This is a genomic window from Enterobacter cloacae complex sp. SYL001, assembly GCF_049237025.1.
GTDB classification, from domain to species: domain Bacteria; phylum Pseudomonadota; class Gammaproteobacteria; order Enterobacterales; family Enterobacteriaceae; genus Enterobacter; species Enterobacter intestinihominis.
The window spans coordinates 1-21,349 of the sequence record NZ_JBMKJI010000025.1 but is presented as its reverse complement, the minus strand read 5'-3'; the positions used below and the strand labels follow the sequence as shown (position 1 = coordinate 21,349).

The 21,349-nt window shown below is 56.2% G+C and carries 21 protein-coding genes; 16 read left to right on the top strand and 5 right to left on the bottom strand.

Translation table 11 applies throughout. The features are described from left to right. Window positions 1-84 precede the first annotated feature (84 nt). Window positions 85-303, top strand: coding sequence for a DUF2754 domain-containing protein (locus tag ACOTZP_RS19025; protein ID WP_022647204.1), 219 nt, complete (start codon window positions 85-87; stop codon window positions 301-303). Window positions 304-306: 3 nt separating this feature from the next. Here ACOTZP_RS19025 and ddlA read toward each other — a convergent pair whose 3' ends face one another. Next, window positions 307-1,404, bottom strand: a complete 1,098-nt coding sequence (gene ddlA / locus ACOTZP_RS19020; RefSeq protein WP_271075179.1) for a D-alanine--D-alanine ligase — start codon at window positions 1,402-1,404, stop codon at window positions 307-309. 104 nt (window positions 1,405-1,508) lie between these two features. Here ddlA and ACOTZP_RS19015 point away from each other — a divergent pair, with 104 nt between their 5' ends. The 5 genes from ACOTZP_RS19015 (at window position 1,509) to adrA (ending at window position 5,866) form a co-directional block, all read left to right on the top strand. Further along, the gene (locus ACOTZP_RS19015; protein ID WP_271075178.1) at window positions 1,509-2,192 is read left to right on the top strand and encodes an extensin family protein; all 684 of its coding nucleotides are present in this window, start codon (window positions 1,509-1,511) and stop codon (window positions 2,190-2,192) included. A 169-nt stretch (window positions 2,193-2,361) separates the two neighbouring features. Further along, the gene (locus ACOTZP_RS19010) at window positions 2,362-3,585 is read left to right on the top strand and encodes a multidrug efflux MFS transporter (protein WP_023299423.1); all 1,224 of its coding nucleotides are present in this window, start codon (window positions 2,362-2,364) and stop codon (window positions 3,583-3,585) included. Between the two features lie 199 nt (window positions 3,586-3,784). Next, on the top strand, window positions 3,785-4,045 hold the full coding sequence (gene iraP, locus ACOTZP_RS19005) for an anti-adapter protein IraP (RefSeq protein WP_003859148.1): 261 nt from the start codon (window positions 3,785-3,787) through the stop codon (window positions 4,043-4,045). A gap of 294 nt (window positions 4,046-4,339) precedes the next feature. Beyond that, on the top strand, window positions 4,340-4,660 hold the full coding sequence (gene psiF / locus ACOTZP_RS19000) for a phosphate starvation-inducible protein PsiF (RefSeq protein WP_022647208.1): 321 nt from the start codon (window positions 4,340-4,342) through the stop codon (window positions 4,658-4,660). Window positions 4,661-4,762: 102 nt separating this feature from the next. Continuing rightward, window positions 4,763-5,866, top strand: coding sequence for a diguanylate cyclase AdrA (gene adrA, locus ACOTZP_RS18995; RefSeq protein WP_271075177.1), 1,104 nt, complete (start codon window positions 4,763-4,765; stop codon window positions 5,864-5,866). Window positions 5,867-5,882: 16 nt separating this feature from the next. Here adrA and proC read toward each other — a convergent pair whose 3' ends face one another. Then, on the bottom strand, window positions 5,883-6,692 hold the full coding sequence (gene proC, locus ACOTZP_RS18990) for a pyrroline-5-carboxylate reductase (protein WP_038415461.1): 810 nt from the start codon (window positions 6,690-6,692) through the stop codon (window positions 5,883-5,885). A 97-nt stretch (window positions 6,693-6,789) separates the two neighbouring features. Between proC and ACOTZP_RS18985 the strand changes: the two genes are divergently transcribed. From ACOTZP_RS18985 to ppnP, 5 genes are all read left to right on the top strand, one after another. Next, window positions 6,790-7,248, top strand: a complete 459-nt coding sequence (locus tag ACOTZP_RS18985; RefSeq protein WP_022647211.1) for a YaiI/YqxD family protein — start codon at window positions 6,790-6,792, stop codon at window positions 7,246-7,248. Window positions 7,249-7,392: 144 nt separating this feature from the next. Beyond that, window positions 7,393-7,917 carry a shikimate kinase AroL gene (gene aroL, locus ACOTZP_RS18980; RefSeq protein WP_023305564.1) on the top strand — a complete coding sequence of 175 codons (525 nt, stop codon included), beginning with the start codon at window positions 7,393-7,395 and terminating at the stop codon, window positions 7,915-7,917. Window positions 7,918-7,961: 44 nt separating this feature from the next. Continuing rightward, a complete protein-coding gene (yaiA, locus tag ACOTZP_RS18975; protein ID WP_023305565.1) occupies window positions 7,962-8,153 on the top strand; it encodes a protein YaiA in 192 nt (63 codons plus the stop codon). 236 nt (window positions 8,154-8,389) lie between these two features. After that, window positions 8,390-9,067, top strand: a complete 678-nt coding sequence (locus tag ACOTZP_RS18970) for an AroM family protein (RefSeq protein ID WP_003859133.1) — start codon at window positions 8,390-8,392, stop codon at window positions 9,065-9,067. A gap of 71 nt (window positions 9,068-9,138) precedes the next feature. Continuing rightward, window positions 9,139-9,426 (top strand): pyrimidine/purine nucleoside phosphorylase, encoded by a 288-nt coding sequence (ppnP, locus tag ACOTZP_RS18965; protein WP_003859131.1) that lies wholly within the window; start codon window positions 9,139-9,141, stop codon window positions 9,424-9,426. 47 nt (window positions 9,427-9,473) lie between these two features. On the opposite strand, the gene rdgC is transcribed toward ppnP, so the two are convergent. Further along, window positions 9,474-10,388, bottom strand: a complete 915-nt coding sequence (rdgC, locus tag ACOTZP_RS18960) for a recombination-associated protein RdgC (RefSeq protein WP_006809928.1) — start codon at window positions 10,386-10,388, stop codon at window positions 9,474-9,476. 123 nt (window positions 10,389-10,511) lie between these two features. Between rdgC and mak the strand changes: the two genes are divergently transcribed. Further along, window positions 10,512-11,417 carry a fructokinase gene (mak, locus tag ACOTZP_RS18955; protein ID WP_003859127.1) on the top strand — a complete coding sequence of 302 codons (906 nt, stop codon included), beginning with the start codon at window positions 10,512-10,514 and terminating at the stop codon, window positions 11,415-11,417. An 87-nt stretch (window positions 11,418-11,504) separates the two neighbouring features. Here the strand turns inward: mak and sbcC are convergent, their stop codons facing one another. Both sbcC and sbcD read right to left on the bottom strand, forming a co-directional pair. After that, window positions 11,505-14,636 (bottom strand): exonuclease subunit SbcC, encoded by a 3,132-nt coding sequence (gene sbcC, locus ACOTZP_RS18950; protein WP_271075176.1) that lies wholly within the window; start codon window positions 14,634-14,636, stop codon window positions 11,505-11,507. Beyond that, a complete protein-coding gene (gene sbcD, locus ACOTZP_RS18945) occupies window positions 14,633-15,838 on the bottom strand; it encodes an exonuclease subunit SbcD (protein WP_271075175.1) in 1,206 nt (401 codons plus the stop codon). Before sbcD ends, sbcC begins: the two co-directional genes overlap by 4 nt. Before the next feature lie 187 nt (window positions 15,839-16,025). Here sbcD and phoB point away from each other — a divergent pair, with 187 nt between their 5' ends. The 4 genes from phoB (at window position 16,026) to proY (ending at window position 21,216) form a co-directional block, all read left to right on the top strand. After that, the gene (gene phoB / locus ACOTZP_RS18940) at window positions 16,026-16,715 is read left to right on the top strand and encodes a phosphate response regulator transcription factor PhoB (RefSeq protein ID WP_003859122.1); all 690 of its coding nucleotides are present in this window, start codon (window positions 16,026-16,028) and stop codon (window positions 16,713-16,715) included. A gap of 21 nt (window positions 16,716-16,736) precedes the next feature. Continuing rightward, window positions 16,737-18,032 carry a phosphate regulon sensor histidine kinase PhoR gene (gene phoR, locus ACOTZP_RS18935; protein WP_023299433.1) on the top strand — a complete coding sequence of 432 codons (1,296 nt, stop codon included), beginning with the start codon at window positions 16,737-16,739 and terminating at the stop codon, window positions 18,030-18,032. Between the two features lie 409 nt (window positions 18,033-18,441). Beyond that, the gene (gene brnQ, locus ACOTZP_RS18930) at window positions 18,442-19,761 is read left to right on the top strand and encodes a branched-chain amino acid transporter carrier protein BrnQ (RefSeq protein ID WP_003859118.1); all 1,320 of its coding nucleotides are present in this window, start codon (window positions 18,442-18,444) and stop codon (window positions 19,759-19,761) included. Between the two features lie 81 nt (window positions 19,762-19,842). Then, window positions 19,843-21,216 carry a proline-specific permease ProY gene (proY, locus tag ACOTZP_RS18925; protein WP_023299434.1) on the top strand — a complete coding sequence of 458 codons (1,374 nt, stop codon included), beginning with the start codon at window positions 19,843-19,845 and terminating at the stop codon, window positions 21,214-21,216. The last annotated feature ends 133 nt before the right edge of the window (window positions 21,217-21,349 follow it).

Here is a 21,349-nt window from a genome sequence, read left to right as displayed (position 1 = left end):
GCGCTGCTTTTCAGAATTTACGTATCCGCCACAGACGGCTTTATCAAACTGTGAGAGGATAGTTTTTTTTCTGCCGGAGTTGTCATGAAGCTCACTTCCAAACTACGCCGTGACTGGCATTACTACGCCTTTGCGATCGGGCTGATCTTTATACTCAACGGTGTTGTCGGGCTGCTGGGATTTGAAGCGAAGGGCTGGCAAACCTATGCGGTTGGGCTGGTGACCTGGGTAATCAGTTTCTGGCTGGCGGGATTCATTATCCGCCGTCGTCCCGATGAGACGACGGCAGAGAAAGCCGACTAACCGTCAGTTAACAGAGCTTTTCAGGGCGCTGTCAGCGGCGTGACGCTCCAGCGCCAGTTCAATCAGGCGGGTGATCAGTTCCGGATAGCTTATTCCGCTGGCCTGCCACAATTTCGGGTACATGCTGATATTGGTAAAGCCCGGCAGGGTGTTGATTTCGTTAATCACTACCTCGTTATCCGCCGTCAGAAACACATCGACGCGCGCCATCCCACTGCATCCCAGCGCCTGATAGGCTTCAACGGCGATCGCCCGGATCTTGTCGTTAACGTCAGGATCGAGCGCGGCGGGGACCACAACCTGGGCACCTTTGTCATCAATATATTTGGTGTCGTAGGAGTAGAAGTCGCTATTCAGCACCACTTCACCACAGGTACTCGCCTGCGGGAAGTCGTTACCCAGTACGGCGCACTCAATTTCGCGCCCGTTAATTCCCTGCTCAACCACCACCTTGTGGTCAAACTCAAAGGCCAGACGAACGGCATCGTTAAACTGTGCTTCGCTGGTGACTTTGCTGACGCCGACGGACGAGCCCTGATTCGCCGGTTTCACGAACAGCGGCAGGCCGAGTTGCGCCTGGATCTGCGCGAAGCTGTGTTTATCGCGGTTGGCGCGAGTGAGCGTGACGAACGGTGCAATATTCAGACCGGCGTCGCGCAGCAGACGTTTAGTGACGTCTTTATCCATGCAGGCGGCAGAACCCAGCACATCGGAGCCGACAAACGGCAGGTTTGCCATCCGCAACATGCCTTGCAGGGACCCGTCTTCGCCCAGCGTGCCGTGAACGATAGGGAACACCACGTCAATCTGTGCCAGCGCCTGCGCGTTCCCGGCATCGATAAGCTGTCCCTGTGCCACGCCTGGAACCGTTGCGACGCTGATATCAGAAGGATTAAGGGCGATGCGCGCCGGATCGTCAGCGTGTAACAGATACTGGCTGGCATCGTTAACATGCCACTGGCCCTGTTTATCAATGCCCAGCAGCACCACGTCAAAACGGCTTATATCAATCGCATCAACGATATTTTTAGCCGATTGCAATGACACCTCGTGCTCTGATGATTTTCCCCCAAAGACAATACCTACGCGCTGCTTTGCCATCTCACTCTCTTCCAGTCTGACGAAAAGCCAATAACATACCACGATGCCCGGCGGGTTTCGCGGCCTTCTGCCATAATGTTTTGAGGGATGTTGAAGGGGGGCGCGTGAAAGGAAAAGGTCTGCTTATTCTTATTGTTATTGCCGGGATCGCCACGGTGGGCTACCGCTGGTTGCCGCCGCATTACAACCCTTTCGTGCCGCTTACGCTTGACGATCCGCCTGGAAAAATAACCCAGTTTAAACTCCGGCGCTTAACGCCGCAGGCGTGCACAAACCTGTTAGCGCAGGCGAATCAACGCCAGCTTATCCGTACCCAGGCGGTCGCTGACAGCGCCGGTGAGTGTCCGCTGAGTAACGTGGTGCGCGTGCGCGATTTTGGCCCGGTCAGCCTGAACGGCAGCTTTATTGCCAGTTGCCCGCTGGCGTTAAGCTCGGCGCTGTTTGTCAGCCAGCAGGCCCGGCCGCTCACCAAAACCTGGACCGGAAGCGAGCTTACGCGTATTGAACATCTGGGCAGCTTCGCCTGCCGCAATATCTACAGCCGCCCGGATGCGCGGCGCAGCGAACATGCCACGGCGGATGCGCTGGATATCAGCGCTTTCAGGCTGGCAAACGGACAGCGTGTTACCGTCCTCAACGGCTGGAAAGCGGAAAAGACGCAGCCCTGGCTACAGGCGCTGCTGTCGGCAAGCTGCGGCTATTACGGTAACGGTCTGGGGCCGGACTACAATGCCGCCCATGCCAACCATTTCCATCTGGGAATGCGCGGCTATGGCTTATGTCGATGAAGCATAATCTTCCGCCGAAAATTGGATAGATTGTGACTTATCTCACAAATATGATGACTGGGAAGATAAAACACCAAAGTCTGCAAGGCCGCATCTCTGGCGCTATGTCATTGCGCGTAACTTGCTAATCTGTCGGCGAATTCGCCTAAAAATGAAGACTATTTCTGTTATGGAATCCTGGAAAGTTAACCTCATTTCAGTCTGGTTCGGCTGCTTCTTCACCGGACTGGCTATCAGCCAGATATTGCCCTTCCTGCCGCTTTACGTGTCGCAGCTGGGGGTCACTTCCCATGAAGCGCTCTCTATGTGGTCCGGCCTGACGTTCAGCGTGACGTTTCTGGTGTCCGCCATTGTGTCACCGATGTGGGGCAGCCTTGCGGATCGCAAGGGGCGCAAGTTGATGCTGCTCCGCGCCTCGCTGGGGATGGCGATAGCCATTTTGCTCCAGGCCTTCGCCACCAACGTCTGGCAGCTGTTTATTCTGCGGGCGATAATGGGGCTGACCTCCGGGTACATTCCGAATGCCATGGCGCTGGTGGCCTCACAGGTACCGCGCGAGCGGAGCGGCTGGGCACTCAGCACGCTTTCCACGGCCCAGATTAGCGGTGTAATTGGCGGCCCCCTGCTCGGCGGCTTCCTGGCTGACCATGTTGGGCTGCGTGCGGTCTTTATCATTACCGCCATCCTGCTAACGGTCAGCTTTCTGGTCACCCTTTTTCTGATTAAAGAGGGCGGTCGGCCTGTCGTCAGCAAATCAGAACGCCTGAGCGGAAAGGCGGTTTTCGCCTCGCTACCTTATCCTGGCCTGATGATTAGCCTTTTTGTGACAACGATGGTGATCCAGCTCTGTAACGGCTCGGTGGGACCGATTCTGGCGCTGTTTATCAAGTCGATGGCACCGGACAGCAGCAACATTGCTTTTCTGAGCGGGATGATTGCCGCCGTGCCGGGCGTGTCGGCGCTGATGTCCGCTCCGCGTCTGGGGAAACTGGGCGACAGGATCGGTACGGCACGCATTCTGATGGCAACGCTCATCATTGCGGTGATCCTTTTCTTTGCCATGTCGTTCGTCACGACACCGCTTCAGCTCGGGGTGTTGCGCTTCCTGCTTGGCTTCGCGGATGGTGCTATGCTGCCCGCTGTACAGACGCTGCTGGTGAAATATTCCAGTGACCAGGTAACCGGCCGCATTTTTGGCTACAACCAGTCGTTCATGTATTTAGGCAACGTAGCGGGCCCGCTTATTGGCGCCTCGGTCTCGGCGATGGCGGGTTTCCGCTGGGTATTTGCCGCGACGGCGGTGGTGGTGCTTCTTAATATTATTCAACTGGCCTTTGCCTTGCGCCGTCGCCGGCGAATCGCTGAGGCAAAGTCAGCCCGGCAAACACGATAATATATTATTAATTCTTATGATGGCCGCATTTTTATATAACGAAATGCGGCTTCTGTCTTTTAGAAAAACGTTTCGCTTGCGCTCCGAAATATCTTTTTTGGCAGCAATGTCACTTTTGCATAAGATAAAACCAATCCATGCTTTTCATTATTCAGTGAGGGTGTTAATTTCAGGGGAAATCACATAAGGACATAGCACCATGAAAAATCTCATTGCTGAGTTGTTGGTTAAGCTTGCCCAAAAGGAAGAAGAGTCGAAAGAGCTGGTTGCCCAGGTCGAGGCGCTGGAGATCGTTGTGACGGCGCTGCTGCGACAGATGGCAAAACCAGAGCAGGAGGCGTTGATCGACAACGTTGAAGGCGCGCTGGAAAAAGCTCGCCCTGATTCACAGGTGCCCGCAGAGGACGCGGAGCTGCTTCAGCAATACGTAAAGAAGCTTTTAAGGCATCCTCGCAGTTAACCGGCCAGAGGTGAAATGACGTGTCACAGAATTGTCATGCTGGATGCCTGGCGTCGCTCTGTTTTTATTTTTACCCCGTTACCATGGGGAAATTAAAATGAAGCAGAGCACACTTTTCACCGCATTAAACTCGCTCGTAATTACCTCCTCCGTCCCTGCGAAACCGGTTAATAATAATCGCGCTGCGACGGGACTGAAATAACCCTTAATCACGGTGAAAATCATGGCCGCAGGGTGGTTTTTTTCCCGTAACGAACCAGACTTAACGTGGAACTTCACATAAAGGATGGTGCAATGAAAACAACAATACTGGTTACCCTGCTCTCTGGCCTGTGTCTGATCGCCTCAGCACATGCGGAAGAGAAAACGTTAACGCCCCAGCAGCAGCGCATGACGACCTGTAACCAACAGGCGACTTCGCAAAGTCTGAAAGGGGATGCCCGTAAAACGTATATGAGCGACTGCCTTAAAAATGGTACGACCAAACCGGGTGAAAAAAGCCTGACCCCGCAGCAGCAAAAAATGCGCGAGTGCAATGCCCAGGCGACACAGCAGATGCTGAAAGGCGACGATCGCAGCAAGTTTATGAGCGCGTGCCTGAAAAAACAGGCGTAGTGCTAACGGGTGAGTCACGGCTGTGGCTCACCCAAAATTTCATACTTTCCCCGCTATCCCCCTCTCTATAATTTGGGAAAATGTTTCAGAATATTCCCAAAAATGATGAATGATGAGTTTTATGACAATCACGAGAACATTCGGGAAGCGTGGTATCAGCAGCTTTCTCAGGATGACTCATACCGTTCCGGTCTGCGATTTGCCCGGCGAATACGGCTGGCACGCATCGTTGGTCTGGCGGCGCTGTTTGTTCCGCTTGCCAGCGTTCTGGTGAGTCAGCTTCTTTCTGGCGTCTGGTGGTTGCTATTGGTGGGCTGGGTCTTTGTCTGGCCCCATCTGGCCTGGCAGCTGGCTTTTCGTTCGACCTGCCCCCACGGCGGTGAAATCGTTAATCTGAAAATCGATGCCATCATTGCTGGCGTCTGGATGGGATTAATAGGGTTCAATGCGCTGCCAAAGGCGGCGCTGATCGTGATGATCGGCATGAACATGATGGGATCGGGGGGATGCCGCTTATTTCTGACAGGACTTGCGCTGCTTGCTCTGTCTGCCCTGCTCACCGTGCAATCCACGGGTACTCCTGTGCTATTGACCTCTGAACCGCTGGCGTTGTGGCTGACGCTCCCCGTGCTGGTGGTCTACCCCATGCTGTTTGCCTGGCTCAGCCACCGCACGGCGATCCGGCTGGCAGAGCATAAGCGTCGGCTTGAGCTGATGAGTACCCGCGACGGAATGACCGGCGTGTTCAATCGCCGTCACTGGGAAACGTTGCTGCGTAACGAATTTGAGGCCTGCCGTCGCAGCCATCGACAGGCGACGATACTGCTCATCGATATCGATCACTTCAAGACGATCAACGACACCTGGGGGCATGACGTGGGGGATGAAGCGATTGTCGCCATCACGCGCCAGCTTCAGCTGACCCTGCGCGCAGGCGATTATATTGGCCGCTTCGGGGGAGATGAATTTGCGGTGATCATGTCCGGCACGCCTGCCGACAATGCGATTGCGGCGATGGCGCGCGTCCATGAAAGGCTGGTCAACATGCCGCTGCACGGAGCACCTATGGCGAGGTTGTGTATCAGCGTTGGGGTTGCCCCCTGGGGGGCGCAGTTCACGCACTATCGTGAATGGCTAAAGGCCGCGGACGTGGCCCTCTATAAAGCCAAAAATGCCGGACGGGGTCGCACCGAAGTGGCCGCCTGACGCCCGGCGTAACGCATCAGGACTTACTCAGCTTCTCTGATTTTTCCATGCATTTTTCCATCGCCTCGATCACGGCGGAGCGGAACCCGCGCTCTTCCAGCACGCGCACGGCTTCAATGGTTGTGCCACCCGGCGAGCACACCATATCTTTCAGTTCGCCCGGATGTTTACCCGTTTCCAGCACCATTTTGGCCGAGCCCATCACCGCCTGCGCCGCAAATTTGTAGGCCTGCGCGCGCGGCATACCGCCAAGTACGGCGGCATCGGCCATGGCTTCGATAAACATAAAGACATACGCTGGGGCAGAACCGCTCACGCCGACAACCGGGTGGATCATCGGTTCGGCAATCACTTCCGCTTCGCCGAAGCAGCGGAAAATGTTCAATACATCCGCCACCTCTTCAGAAGTAACCAGCGCGTTCGGGGTAACGGAGGTCATACCGGCATTCACCAGCGACGGGGTGTTTGGCATGGCGCGAACAATCTTACGGTCGTGCCCCAGCGCGCGGGCGAGCTGGTCGAGGGTCACGCCTGCGGCAATCGACACCACCAGGCTCTCTTTGTTCAGGCTGGAGGTGATCTCGCTCAGGACTTTAATCATGATATTCGGCTTAACGGCGCCAAAGACAATGTCCGCCACCTGAGCCACTTCCTGCGCGCTTTCGGCGGCGTTGATACCATACTCATCACGCAGCGCCGCGACTTTATCCGGGGATGGGGTATAGACCCAAATCTGCCCCGGCAGCACCTGGCCGCTGGCTATCAGTCCACCGAGGATAGCTTTACCCATGTTTCCGCAGCCGATAAACCCGATTTTCTTATCCATCACGTCTCTCCGTTATTATGCGTTGTTATCTCTCATTGATAGCTTAACAACGAAATGCAGGCGACAATAGTCGCCAGAATCATAATGGGGAGACACTATGGCGATTTGGGTTGATGCGGACGCGTGTCCGAATGTGATTAAAGAGATTTTATTCCGCGCCGCCGAGCGGGTGCAGATGCCGATGACGCTGGTGGCGAACCAGAATATCCGCGTGCCGCCCTCCAGGTTCATTCGTTCTCTGCGCGTGCCGGCCGGGTTCGACGTGGCAGATAATGAGATAGTACGCCTGTGTGACGCAGGAGATCTGGTGATCACGGCGGATATCCCGCTGGCTGCCGACGTGCTGGCGAAGGGGGCCGCGGCGCTTAACCCGCGCGGCGAGCGCTACTCTCCGGCAACGATCCGGGAGAAGCTCACCATGCGTGATTTTATGGATACCCTGCGTTCCAGCGGCGTGCAAACCGGTGGGCCGGACAGCCTGTCGCAGCGCGATCGCCAGCAGTTTGCCGCCGAGCTGGATAAATGGCTGCTGGAAGTGAAGCGCCGCCCGGCGTAGCCCACCTCCGGGCTGTTTTGTGGTACAGTGTGGCTTCCACAGGCTTGTCATTCCGTACCGCTTTGCAGTAAAGTTAGCGCAACATCTTCTGCAATCATTTCTTTACAGCCTTCAGTTATCCGGCAGCAAGGGGAACACCTGGTTATGAACCCACCCATCTTTTTAGTTGGCCCTCGCGGCTGTGGGAAAACCACCGTTGGTCTGGAGCTGGCGCGTCTGTGCCAGAGTCAGTTTGTCGATACTGACCACTGGCTCCAGGAGAATGCCGGTAAGACCATCGCCGATATCGTGGAGAATGAGGGGTGGGAGAGCTTTCGTGCGCGCGAAACGGCCACGCTTGAAGCGGTGACCGCACCGTCGACCGTGATTGCGACCGGTGGAGGCATTATTCTGGCGCCGTATAACCGCCAGTTTATGCGCGAAAAGGGTGTCGTAATCTACCTCTGTGCCCCGGTTTCTACGCTGGTGGGGCGGCTGGAGGCGTTTCCGGAAGAAGGGCAGCGCCCGGCGCTGACCGCGAAACCGCTGAGTGAAGAGGTCAGCGAGGTCCTCGCCGAACGCGATGCACTGTACCGCGAGGCGGCACACCACGTTGTGGATGCGTCAGCGTCACCCGAGAAAGTTGCGATTCAGATTATTACCGCCCTGCGTTTGGCTTGCGCCAGCTGACAGCCGTCTATACTCATAGCTCAGACATAAAAAAAGGATGAGCTATGCCAACCAGACCTCCCTATCCACGTGAAGCCCGCATCGTTACCGTTGAAAAAGGTAATAGCGATCAGACCGTAACCTGGTACCAGCTGCGTGCCGATCACCCTAAACCTGATTCGCTGATCAGCGAACATGAAACCGAACAGGAAGCGCTGGATGCGAAACGGCGCTATGAGGATCCCGAGAAGTCCTGACAGGAATCCGAATTCGTTACAACCGTGCCTGAATCACACTTTTAACATATCGCTGATGTTAAGCAGCAGTTAATATTTAGTTATTACAGGTAGATTCGGAAAGGCCAGTCGATCTTTACATTACGGTGTAGAGATCCCCTGCTACCCTTGGTGCTGTTTTGTTGAAAAAATGAACAGTGCAGCGTAGTGAGCCTGTACTTGTGTGGCAGTTGTGGTAGTAACGGAAGGCGATCAAAATGAAGGCGACGTTGGCGATCCTCACGATTGGTGTGGTGCCTGTAAGCGAAGTATTACCGCTCTTAACCGAGCATGTCTCTGAACAACAAATTACGCATCTCAGTCTGTTAGGGAAGCTCAGTCGGGAAGAGGTCATGGAAGACTACGCGGTCGGAGAGGGGGAAGATCCCCTGGCAACGTTACTCAGTGACGGTAAACTGGCGCATGTGTCGCGCCAGAAAATCGAGCGCGCGCTACAGGGCGTGATCGAAGTGCTCGACAATCAGGACTATGACGTTATTTTGCTGATGAGCACGGCACCCGTTAAAGGACTCAGCGCGCGTAATGCCATTCTGCTCGAACCGATGCGGATTATCCCCCCGCTGGTGGCCTCAATTGTTGATGGTCATCAGGTTGGGGTCATCGTTCCCGTAGAAGAACTGCTGGATAACCAGACGGTGAAGTGGGCCGCGCTGGAGCACACCCCGTTGTACGCGCTGGCAAACCCGTTCTGGGACAGCGAAGCGAAGCTGATTGCGGCCGGGCAGGAGTTGATCGACAGAGGGGCGGATGTCCTGATGCTCGACTGCCTGGGCTTCCATCAGCGGCATCGTGATTTACTGCAAAAGGCGCTGGATGTTCCGGTGCTGCTCTCTAACGTCCTGATGGCGCGCCTGGCGTCAGAATTACTGGTGTAATGATTTTGCGTGACAGGTCATGAGCATGGCCCCTATAGTGGATTTTTCTCAATAAATATAAGGGCCAGTTCATGCTTCAAAGTAACGAATACTTTTCCGGTAAAGTGAAATCCATTGGTTTTACCAGCAGCAGCACTGGCCGCGCCAGTGTCGGCGTCATGGCGGAAGGGGAATACACCTTTGGCACCGCAGAAGCGGAAGAGATGACGGTGGTCAGTGGTGCGCTGAACGTCCTGCTGCCGGGTGAAACGGAGTGGAAAGTCTATAGTGCCGGGCAGGTGTTCAACGTGCCGGGCCACAGCGAGTTCCATTTGCAGGTTGCAGAGCCAACCTCTTATCTGTGCCGCTATCTGAAATAAAAGCATGCCGGGTGGCGCATTCGCTTACCCGGCCTACGTTTTGCCTGTCAACGCTGCGCTTCGCCGCCGAGACCTTCCACCAGGTTCTGGATCAGCGCCGCCAGCTCGCCGGTCATCAGGATAAAGTCTGCGTCAAAGCGCTGAGCATAATCTTCGCGGTCGATATCTTCGTTCTGATCGCGCAGTTCATCGCAGAATTTAAGGCGCTTCACGGAGCCGTCATCACACATCACAAACTGAATGCGCTGCTGCCAGTCGAGTGCCAGTTTAGTCACCACTTTGCCCGCTTCAATGTGCACGGCGATCTCGTCGCTCACCAGATCCTGTTTCTTCGCGCGGATCACGCCGCCATCTTCCAGCAGCGCTTTCAGCTCTGCTTCATCAAGGATCTGGAAGCCCTGCGCGGCAGTCCCGCTGCGCACCCACTCAGTCAGGGTCAGCTCAATCGGCGTCTCCAGTGCCAGCGGTACCACCGGTAATGAGCCAAGGCTCTTACGCAGCAGCGCCAGCGTATCTTCCGCTTTTTTGGCGCTGGCGCAGTCGACCATGATCAGCCCGTTCACGGTGTCGATCCACATCATAGTCTGGCTAAAGCGGCTAAAGGCGCGCGGCAGCAGCGAGTGCAGCACTTCATCCTTCAGTGAATCTTTTTCGGTTTTTTTAAGCTTACGGCCCTGTTCAGCTTCCAGCTTGAAGATCTTCGCTTCGAGCGCCTGCTTCACCACAGGCGTCGGCAGGATCTTCTCTTCTTTGCGGGCGCAAACGATGATTTGCCCCGTGCTGCTGGCGTGGGTCAGCGCATCGCTTTGAGAACCCATTGGCGGAACCCAGCCGGTTTTTGCCATATCCTGGCTACCGCAAGGGGTAAAGGAGTAAGCGGCTAACTGTTTTTCCATCTCTTCTGCACGCAGCGAAACGTCGCGGCTGAGACGGTAAACCATCAAATTTTTGAACCACAGCATGATAATTTCCACGGCCTTGTCGTTAAATCAGCGGGCATGATAACGAATTGTCGCATCGCTTGCATTGCTAATCGGGAAGTGGGCTTCTACTCTGTTGATAATCAAAATAATGAGGAGTGTCTTGTGCGTATTGGGATTGATTTGGGCGGCACCAAAACAGAAGTTATTGCGTTGAGCGAGCAGGGGGAGCAACTGTTTCGCCACCGTCTGCCTACGCCGCGCGATGATTATCACCAGACCATAGAGACGATTGCCCGTCTGGTCGATATGGCAGAGCAGGCAACGGGCGAGACGGGCACGGTCGGGATGGGGATCCCCGGCTCCATTTCGCCGTATACCGGCGTGGTGAAAAATGCCAACTCTACCTGGCTCAACGGTCAGCCGTTTGATAAAGACTTAAGCCAGCGTCTGAACCGGGAAGTGCGTCTGGCAAATGACGCTAACTGCCTGGCGGTCTCTGAGGCCGTAGATGGCGCAGCGGCTGGCGCGCAGACCGTATTTGCGGTCATTATCGGTACCGGCTGCGGGGCGGGCGTGGCCTTCGGTGGGCGCTCGCATATTGGCGGCAACGGCACCGCAGGTGAGTGGGGGCACAACCCGTTACCGTGGATGGACGAAGATGAACTCAAATACCGTGCCGAGGTGCCGTGCTACTGTGGCAAGCAGGGCTGTATTGAGACTTTTATTTCCGGCACGGGGTTTGCCACTGATTATCATCGTCTGAGCGGCCAGCCGCTGAAAGGCAACGAGATTATGCGTCTGGTTGAGGAACAGGATCCGGTGGCTGAACTGGCGCTCAGCCGCTACGAAATGCGGTTGGCTAAATCACTGGCGCATGTGATCAATATCCTCGATCCGGACGTGATTGTGCTGGGCGGCGGCATGAGCAACGTTGACCGGCTGTACGCGACGGTGCCAACGCTGGTGAAACAGTGGGTATTTGGGGGCGAATGCGAAACGCCGATCCGCAAAGCCGTCCATGGAGATTCCAGCGGTGTGCGCGGCGCGGCGTGGCTCTGGCCGGAATAAACGCAAAACGGCAACTTGCGTTGCCGTTTTTGATGTTTGTACCCTCTCCCACAGAGAGAGGGCCAGGGTGAGGGCAACATCCCCCATTTACTGCACCGCAAACTCCCTGTCCAGCCTGCTATACCCCAGCCCGTTGATCTTCTTCACCTTAATCTGCACCGGAATACGTTCTTTCATTGCCTCTACGTGGCTGATCACGCCGATGGTTTTCCCGGTGGCGTTCAGCGCGTCGAGCGCATCCAGCGCGGTGTCCAGCGTTTCGCTGTCGAGCGTGCCGAACCCTTCATCCAGGAAAAGCGAGTCAATGCGCGTTTTGTGACTGACCAGATCGGAAAGCGCTAAAGCCAGCGCCAGACTGACGAGGAAACTTTCCCCGCCGGACAGGGTACGGGTATCGCGTACCGCATCGGCCTGCCAGGTATCAACCACCTCCAGCTCCAGCGCGTCGCTGGCTTTACGCTGAAGCAGATAGCGGCCATGCAGACGGTTGAGCTGCTGGTTGGCAAGCCACACCAGATTATCCAGCGTAAGCCCCTGGGCGAATTTACGGAATTTATCGCCGGTGCTGGAGCCTATCAGCGCATTGAGATAGCCCCAGTCGTCAGCCTGACGCGCCGCCTCCTCAATCTGCTGCATAAGCGCCTGCTGGTGCAGACGGTTATCGGCGTCCTGTTTGAGCTGCTGGCGGATCTCCCCCTGACGCGTGGTGTTTTCACGAAGCTGTTGCGCCAGCTGGTGTAACTGCGCCTGAAGGGTTGCGGCGTCGGTTTCCAGCCCCTCCGGGCGTTGTGCCTGGTGCGCCTGAAGCTGCTGGTTTGCCTGTACGGAGAGCGCCGTGGCCTGCTGGAGCTGGTTCTCCAGCGTCTGCTTTTGTTGTTCAAGCTGGCGGATCGACGCTTCATCCAGCAGGGCGGAGAGAAATGCCTCCTGACTGGCAAAGCAGCTCGCGGTCAGCGCGGCGCTGAACTGAGCCTGCGACTGCTGAAGCCGTTCACGCTCAAGCGTCTCCTGCTGCTGTAGGGTGGCGAGCTGGCTTTGCAGCGACACGCATTCGTCGTGGATGCCGCGCCAGTTCTCAGGGATAACCGCGTCGGCTTCTGCATCATTGGTAACCGGCAGCGTCTCCAGAATGGGCATCAGGGCGTTAATACCTTCCTGAATCGTACCGTGCTGGGCCTGTTTTTCCTGCCACAGGGTATATTCGCTTTCGCGCGCGCTCAGCCAGGCGCTTTCAGCCCCTTCATCGGGCACGCTAAGCGACAGCGATTGTAACGAGGCCGCCAGCGCCTGACGCGTCGCCGTCAGCTGCTGCTGGTACTGGCGCGCCTGATCTTCCTGTTCATTGAGCTGGTTTTGCAGCGTCAGACGCTGGCTAAGCTGATACAGCTGGCGTTCATACTGCTCCTGTTCACTCATCCAGGGGGCAATATCATCCTGAATATTCAGCGCTATGTTCAGGGAGGCGCAGACCTCCAGCCACTCTTTAGTGAGTGCTTGCTCTTCCTGAGAGAGGGCCTGTACTTCCTCTGTCTCGCGCTGGATCTGTTGGGTGAGCGCATTCACCTGCCCGAGCACCAGCAATCCTTCCTCTTTTAGCGCGGCAACCTCTTTCTCCAGCGCGTCGCGGCGGCGCTGATTGTCGGTCAGTTCAAGCGCCTGATACTGCACAACTGCCGGATGTTCGCTTGAACCGCAGAGCGGGCAAGGTTTACCCGCTTCGAGCTGTGCACGATAGTTCTCAAGATCCTTGATTGTCGCCTCACGCTCACAGAGCGCTTTCAGGTCGGCATAGTGCTGATTTTTCTCTTTGAACTGCTGACGCCGCAGGATCAGCGTTTCATTGAGCTTACCCTGCTCAGCCTGCGCTTTCTGCACGCTTTCCGCATTATGGCGCAGCCGTTTTTGCAGCGGCTGATAGCGAGCGTGAAGCGCAGTCAGACGCTGGCGGAGCGCCCGCGATTGTGCCTGTTGCTCCATTGCCGTCGCGAGATCCTCAGCCGTCAGCGTCAGCGTACTCTCCGGCATCTCAGCCAGTTTCTGACGAAGCTCAGCCATACGCGCTGACTGGGCCACAAGCTGATTTTTATCGCGACTCAGTTGCGTAAAATGCGCCCGCCAGCCGGCAATTTCCTGCCCCCACTGACGGAAACGTTCGTGTTCTGTTAGCCACTGCGTCAGTACCCTGTGCTCTGTCTGCAACTGTTCACGGTTGCGCAGCGCACCGTTGCGAATACGCGAGCGCTGCGCCGCTCTGTCGAGTAAGCGAGTGTTTACTTCAACAATTCGCGCTGTTGTCTGCGCCAGGCGGGTGGTCTGCTCCTGCTGATACTCCCACAGCGGACGTAGCTGGGCGGCGGGCTGTGCCAGCTGGAGCTTCGCCAGTTGCGGCGCTGCGTCCGTCAGAGCCTGTTGCGCCTGCTGCTGCGAAGCGGCTGCGCGTTGCTGCTCACGTATCAGCTCGTCGTTACGCGTAAGCCACTGAAAATCTTTCTGTTGGCTCTGCTGCTGTGCCAGCAGGATTTTTTCTTCATCAGTAAGTGCCTTCAAACTTTGCTGCAAGTGCTGCTGCTGTTCCTCGCTCAGCAGCACAACGCCTGCGGCCTGCGCTTCGCACATCTCCAGCGCGTTGCGTGCCGCTTTGTGTTTTTCAAAAACCATGGCGGAAATCTGGCCGTAAATTTCCGTGCCGGTCAGTTCTTCCAGCAGCTCTGCGCGATCGCTCGGTTTAGCATTCAGGAAGGCGGCAAACTGCCCCTGTGAGAGCAACATCGAGCGGGTAAAGCGACCATAGTCCAGCCCGGTGAGTGCGGCGGTTTGTTCCAGCTTATCCGTGACTTTATCGGCCAGAATTTTGCCGTCTTCGCAGCGGGCCAGCTCAACACGCGGTGCCTGTAAGTTCCCGTCTGGCTGGTTGCGGGCGCGGTTCTGGCTCCAGAAAGCGCGATAAGCAACGCCTTTGACCTCAAATTCCACTTCAGCCAGGCATTCGGCGGTATCGCGCGTCATCAGGTCGTTTTGTGCCTGAGAGACCTTATTAAGACGCGGTGTTTCGTGGTAAAGCGCCAGGCAGATGGCATCCAGCAGCGTGGTTTTACCCGCGCCGGTTGCGCCGGTGATGGCAAACAGCCCATTGCTGGCGAAAGGCTCTGCGGTGAAATCGATTTTCCACTCACCCTTTAGCGAATTCAGATTTTTCAGACGCAGGCTCAGAATTTTCATGCGTTTTCGTCCTCGTCATTGAGGGAATGCAGGGTATGGGCAAACAGCTCGTTAAGCCTGGTGCGCCTGGCCTCGTCCACTTCTTCATGCGCAAGCCGCCGCGCGAACACCTCTTCAACCCGAAGTTCGCTAAGCGTTTCACGCTGGGCGTTCAGCAGAATTTTCTCGCGCTGCTCGCGGCTGCGACGTACCAGCAGCACCTCCACGGGAAGGTCTTCCGTCAGCGTCTGAATTTTACGCTGCATATCGTACAGGTAGTCATCGGTGGCGATTTCGATATCGAGCCAGACGGGGGGATTAAGCGCTGCGCCGCGCCACTGCTCAAGCTGAGCGGTAATGGCGGCCAGATCGCCTTTCAGCACCGCCAGCGGCTGGGTGACCGGCACCTCAAGCGTCTCAACGGCGCTAAGTTTGCCTTCGGTGAAGCTCACCAGATGCACGGATTTGGCTTTGCCCGTTTCGTCAAAACTGAGGGAAATGGGCGAGCCGCAATAGCGAATATGCTCGCATCCCCCGACGATCTGGGCCCGGTGAATATGCCCGAGGGCAATGTAGTCGGCGGGGGGAAAGTTTTGCGCTGGAAACGCGTCCAGCGTACCGATATAAATCTCGCGCACCGCGTCACTCTTACTGGCCCCGACGGTGGTGAGGTGCCCGGTGGCAACGATCGGAATGGCCTGTTCGCCGCGCAGGGCGCAGGCTTCCGTATGCTGCTGGTGATAATAGCGGGTGATGGCCTGCAACAGATGCTGCTGTTTTTCGCTCCCGGACAGGCCTGCCTGGCTTTGCACGATATCGCGCGGGCGTAAAAACGGAATTGGGCATAGCACCGCGCCCGGCGTGCCGTCACGTTTTTTCAGGATCTGCGGCGCGTGTCCGGCGCTGGCCACCACGGTGGTATTGAGGAACGCCAGAATATCGCGGGATTCATTCAGCGTCGCCACCGAGTCATGGTTTCCGGCGACAATCACCAGGTGACAACCGGTTTGCTGGAGGTTGACCACAAAACGGTTGTACAGCTCACGCGCATAGCTCGGCGGCGATCCGGTATCAAAAATGTCGCCCGCCACAATAATTGCGTCCACCTCGTGAGCCTGAGCCGTCTCCAGCAGCCAGTTCAGGAACGCGTCATGTTCCGCGGCGCGGCTTTTGCTGTAAAAATTTTGACCCAGGTGCCAGTCTGAGGTGTGAAGTATGCGCATAAAAGATCCGTGGCAATAATAAGAAAGCAGGATTATAAACGTTCGGGGAACGGAAAATAACCGCTGTAATAAAACAACAGTTTGCTATTTATCGTGGTAATGTTTTTCATAAATCTGTCATAAATCTGACGCATAATGACGCCGCATTACAGACTTGTAACTTAAATACGATAAGACAGGGCAAAGTATGGCGAGACGTATTCTGGTCGTAGAAGATGAAGCTCCGATCCGTGAAATGGTGTGCTTCGTGCTTGAACAAAATGGCTTCCAGCCGGTTGAAGCGGAAGATTATGACAGCGCGGTGAACCAGCTGAATGAACCCTGGCCCGATCTGATCCTGCTGGACTGGATGCTGCCTGGCGGTTCAGGATTGCAGTTTATCAAGCATATCAAACGCGAGGCGATGACCCGCGATATCCCGGTGGTGATGCTGACGGCGCGCGGTGAGGAAGAGGATCGCGTGCGCGGTCTGGAAACTGGCGCGGACGATTACATCACCAAGCCATTCTCTCCAAAAGAGCTGGTGGCGCGTATCAAAGCCGTGATGCGCCGTATTTCACCGATGGCGGTGGAAGAGGTGATTGAGATGCAGGGTCTGAGCCTGGATCCTACCTCACACCGGGTCATGACCGGTGAAAATCCCCTCGATATGGGCCCCACCGAATTTAAACTCCTGCACTTCTTTATGACACACCCGGAGCGCGTTTACAGCCGCGAACAGTTGCTGAATAACGTCTGGGGAACTAACGTCTATGTCGAAGACCGAACGGTTGACGTCCATATTCGCCGCCTGCGTAAAGCACTGGAACTGAGCGGCCACGATCGCATGGTACAGACGGTCCGCGGCACGGGTTATCGCTTCTCGACCCGTTTCTGAACAATGACAGGAGTGTGACGCGTGCTGGAACGTCTGTCATGGAAAAGGCTCGTCTTTGAACTGATCTTATGCTGTATTCCGGCCCTCATTCTGGGGGCTATTTTTGGCTATCTGCCGTGGTTTTTACTGGTGGCCGTGACGGGGTTGCTCGTCTGGCATTTCTGGAATTTACTGCGTCTTTCCTGGTGGCTGTGGGTCGACAGAAGTATGACACCCCCGCCGGGAAGCGGAAGCTGGGAACCGCTACTCTACGGCCTGCACCAGATGCAGATGCGTAATAAAAAGCGCCGTCGTGAGCTGGGAAGCCTGATAAAACGCTTTCGCAGCGGCGCGGAGTCGCTGCCGGACGCAGTGATCCTGACGACGGAAGAAGGGACCATCTTCTGGTGCAATGGCCTCGCACAGCAGCTGTTGGGCCTGCGCTGGCCGGATGATAACGGTCAGAACATCCTCAACCTTCTGCGCTATCCCGAGTTCACGCTGTATCTGAAAACGCGTGATTTTAGTCGTCCGCACAATCTGAAGCTCAATAACGGTCGCCATCTTGAAATTCGCGTGATGCCCTACAGCGATCGGCAGTGGCTGATGGTGGCGCGGGATGTCACCCAGATGCATCAGCTTGAGGGCGCAAGACGTAACTTCTTTGCCAACGTCAGCCACGAGCTGCGTACGCCGTTGACGGTGCTTCAGGGCTATCTGGAGATGATGCAGGAGCAAACGCTTGAGGGGGCGCCGCGTGAGAAAGCGCTGCATACCATGCGGGAACAGACGTTCCGCATGGAAGGGCTGGTCAAACAGCTACTAACGCTTTCAAAAATTGAGGCTGCCCCGTCGCTGGCGCTAAACGACATCATTGATGTGCCGATGATGCTGCGAGTGGTGGAGCGCGAAGCCCAAACGCTGAGCCATAATCAACACACCCTGAGTTTTGATGTTGATAACACGCTGAAAGTGCTCGGCAGTGAAGATGAGCTGCGAAGCGCTATCTCAAACCTGGTCTATAACGCCGTGAATCATACCCCGACAGGGACGCATATCGCGGTGCGGTGGCAGCATACTCCGGCAGGGGCTGAGTTTAGCGTCGAGGACAACGGGCCGGGGATTGGGCCTGAACACCTCCCGCGTCTCACCGAACGGTTCTACCGGGTGGATAAGGCGCGCTCGCGGCAGACCGGCGGGAGCGGACTGGGGCTGGCAATTGTGAAGCATGCCGTCAGCCACCACGAAAGCCGGCTCAATATCGAAAGCACCCTGGGTAAGGGCACGCGCTTTAGCTTCGTGATCCCGGAACGATTAATTGCCAAAAAAAGTGCCTGACAGCGTGTGTGTCAGGCTACCTTTCCACGGGCCAGCGATTGCTGGCCCGTTTGCTTTGCAGTCAAGCGAAACGCGAGTGAATATTATACGGCTGGTGCTTTTTTGTTCGCATGATTAGCCATGAGTTTTTCTTATACATGGCATATTATTTTGGTCTGAATTTTCATGCTGGCATATTGTTCTGGTTTTACGATCCCTTCTTGCCTTTAAACGTTATAAGCGTTTAAATTGCCCCCCATATACTGTCAGACCGACTGTATTTGCGTGGTAAATCGAAAAACTATTCTTCGCCACGCCTGGACGGGAGCATATCCCGCTGAAATTGAGCAAATTTTCCGCTGTATCGTCCCGTCAGGGATGGCGAAAATCTCAACGTATTCAACACCACATCCACAGGCAGTAAGGTTTTATGACCCATCACTTGAAATCGCGTGACATTATCGCGCTGGGCTTTATGACATTTGCGCTGTTCGTTGGCGCAGGTAACATCATTTTTCCTCCAATGGTTGGCTTACAGGCGGGTGAACACGTCTGGACGGCTGCGTTTGGCTTCCTGCTTACTGCCGTGGGCCTGCCGGTACTGACCGTTATCGCGCTGGCGAAAGTCGGTGGCGGTGTGGACAGCCTCAGCACCCCGATTGGCAAAGTGGCTGGCGTTCTGCTGGCAACCGTCTGCTATCTGGCTGTTGGCCCGCTGTTCGCGACCCCGCGTACGGCGACCGTCTCCTTTGAAGTGGGTATTGCCCCGCTGACCGGTGACGGCGCGATGCCGCTGTTTATTTACAGCCTCATTTACTTCGCCATCGTGATTCTGGTTTCTCTCTATCCGGGCAAACTGCTGGATACTGTGGGTAACTTCCTGGCACCGCTGAAAATTGTGGCGCTGATTGTGCTGGCGGTTGCGGCCATCGTCTGGCCTGCGGGGCCCATCAGCTCCGCGATGGACGCCTACCAGAACGCGGCGTTCTCAAACGGTTTCGTGAACGGCTATCTGACGATGGATACGCTTGGCGCGATGGTGTTTGGTATCGTTATCGTTAACGCCGCGCGTTCCCGCGGTGTGACCGAAGCGCGTCTGCTGACTCGCTACACCATCTGGGCTGGCCTGATGGCCGGTGTCGGCCTGACGCTGCTGTATCTGGCGCTGTTCCGTCTGGGGTCAGATAGCGCAACGCTGGTCGATCAGAGCGCAAACGGCGCGGCGATCCTGCATGCTTACGTGCAGCACACCTTTGGTGGTGCAGGCAGCATGCTGCTGGCGGCGCTGATTTTCCTGGCCTGTCTGGTGACGGCGGTGGGTCTGACCTGCGCCTGCGCGGAGTTCTTCGCTCAGTATCTGCCGCTTTCTTACCGCACGCTGGTGTTTATCCTCGGCATCTTCTCCATGGCGGTGTCAAACCTCGGTCTGAGCCACCTGATTCAGGTCTCAATTCCGGTGCTGACGGCGATCTATCCGCCATGTATCGTGCTGGTAGTGCTGAGCTTCACCCGTCCGTGGTGGCATAACTCCACGCGAATTATTGCGCCAGCCATGTTTATCAGCCTGATTTTTGGTATCCTTGACGGGATCAAAGCATCAGCATTTGCAGAAATCCTGCCAGCCTGGACACAGCGTCTGCCGCTGTCCGAGCAGGGCCTGGCCTGGCTGATGCCTTCCGTTGTAGCGCTGGTTCTGGCGATTATCTGGGACCGTGCGGCAGGGCGTCAGGTGACATCCAACGCCCATTAATCAACGGCAACAAATTGTTTAACCACGGGGCTTAAGGCCCCGTGGTTTTTTGTTTTTTTCGTGTTGAATGGCAAGATTTTAATGGAAAGCACTAACAAACTTAAACGTGGATTGAGCACCCGCCACATCCGCTTTATGGCGCTGGGCTCGGCTATCGGTACCGGTCTTTTTTATGGCTCGGCAGATGCCATCAAAATGGCCGGTCCAAGCGTTCTGCTGGCCTACATCATCGGCGGCGTGGCGGCGTATATCATCATGCGCGCCCTTGGCGAAATGTCGGTTCACAACCCCTCTGCCAGTTCCTTCTCCCGCTACGCGCAGGAAAATTTAGGCCCGCTGGCCGGGTTTATCACCGGCTGGACCTACTGCTTCGAAATCCTGATTGTTGCCATTGCCGATGTGACGGCGTTTGGTATCTATATGGGGGTCTGGTTCCCCGCCGTGCCGCACTGGATCTGGGTGCTGAGCGTGGTGCTGATTATCTGCGCCGTTAACCTGATGAGCGTGAAGGTGTTTGGCGAGCTGGAGTTCTGGTTCTCCTTCTTCAAGGTCGCGACCATTATCATCATGATCCTCGCCGGTTTCGGCATTATCATCTGGGGGATCGGCAACGGTGGACAGCCAACCGGCATTCACAACCTGTGGAGCAACGGCGGCTTCTTTAGCAACGGCTGGCTCGGGATGGTCATGTCGCTGCAGATGGTCATGTTCGCCTATGGCGGAATCGAGATTATCGGCATCACCGCCGGGGAAGCGAAAGATCCGGAGAAGTCTATTCCGCGCGCCATCAACTCGGTGCCGATGCGCATCCTGGTGTTCTACGTGGGCACGCTGTTTGTGATTATGTCCATCTACCCGTGGAACCAGGTGGGCACCAACGGCAGCCCGTTTGTCCTGACTTTCCAGCATATGGGCATTGCGTTTGCCGCCAGCATTCTCAACTTTGTGGTGCTGACCGCCTCGCTGTCGGCCATCAACAGTGACGTGTTCGGCGTGGGCCGTATGCTGCACGGCATGGCGGAGCAGGGCAGTGCGCCGAAGGTGTTTGCCAAAACGTCGCGTCGCGGTACCCCGTGGGTAACGGTGCTGGTCATGACCGTGGCGCTGCTGTTCTCGGTCTACCTGAACTACATTATGCCGGAGAACGTCTTCCTGGTGATTGCGTCGCTGGCGACCTTTGCGACGGTGTGGGTGTGGATCATGATCCTGCTGTCGCAGATTGCGTTCCGTCGCCGCCTGTCGCCAGAAGAGGCCAAAGCGCTGAAGTTTAAAGTGCCGGGCGGTGTTGCGACGACCGTCGTTGGCCTCATCTTCCTGGTGTTTATCATCGGCCTGATTGGCTACCACCCGGATACCCGCATTTCCCTGTACGTAGGCTTCGCGTGGATCGTCCTGCTGCTGGTGGGCTGGATGTTTAAATGTCGCCGCGATCGTCAGCTGGCGGAAGCACAGTAACATTCTTTTCCCCTCTCCCCGTGGGAGAGGGTTCCCCACAAATTAATGCGAGCACTGAGCAATCCCCTCGCCCCTCCGGGGAGAGGGTTAGGGTGAGGGGAACATACGGCGGTGGTGGTCATTCCGTTCACTT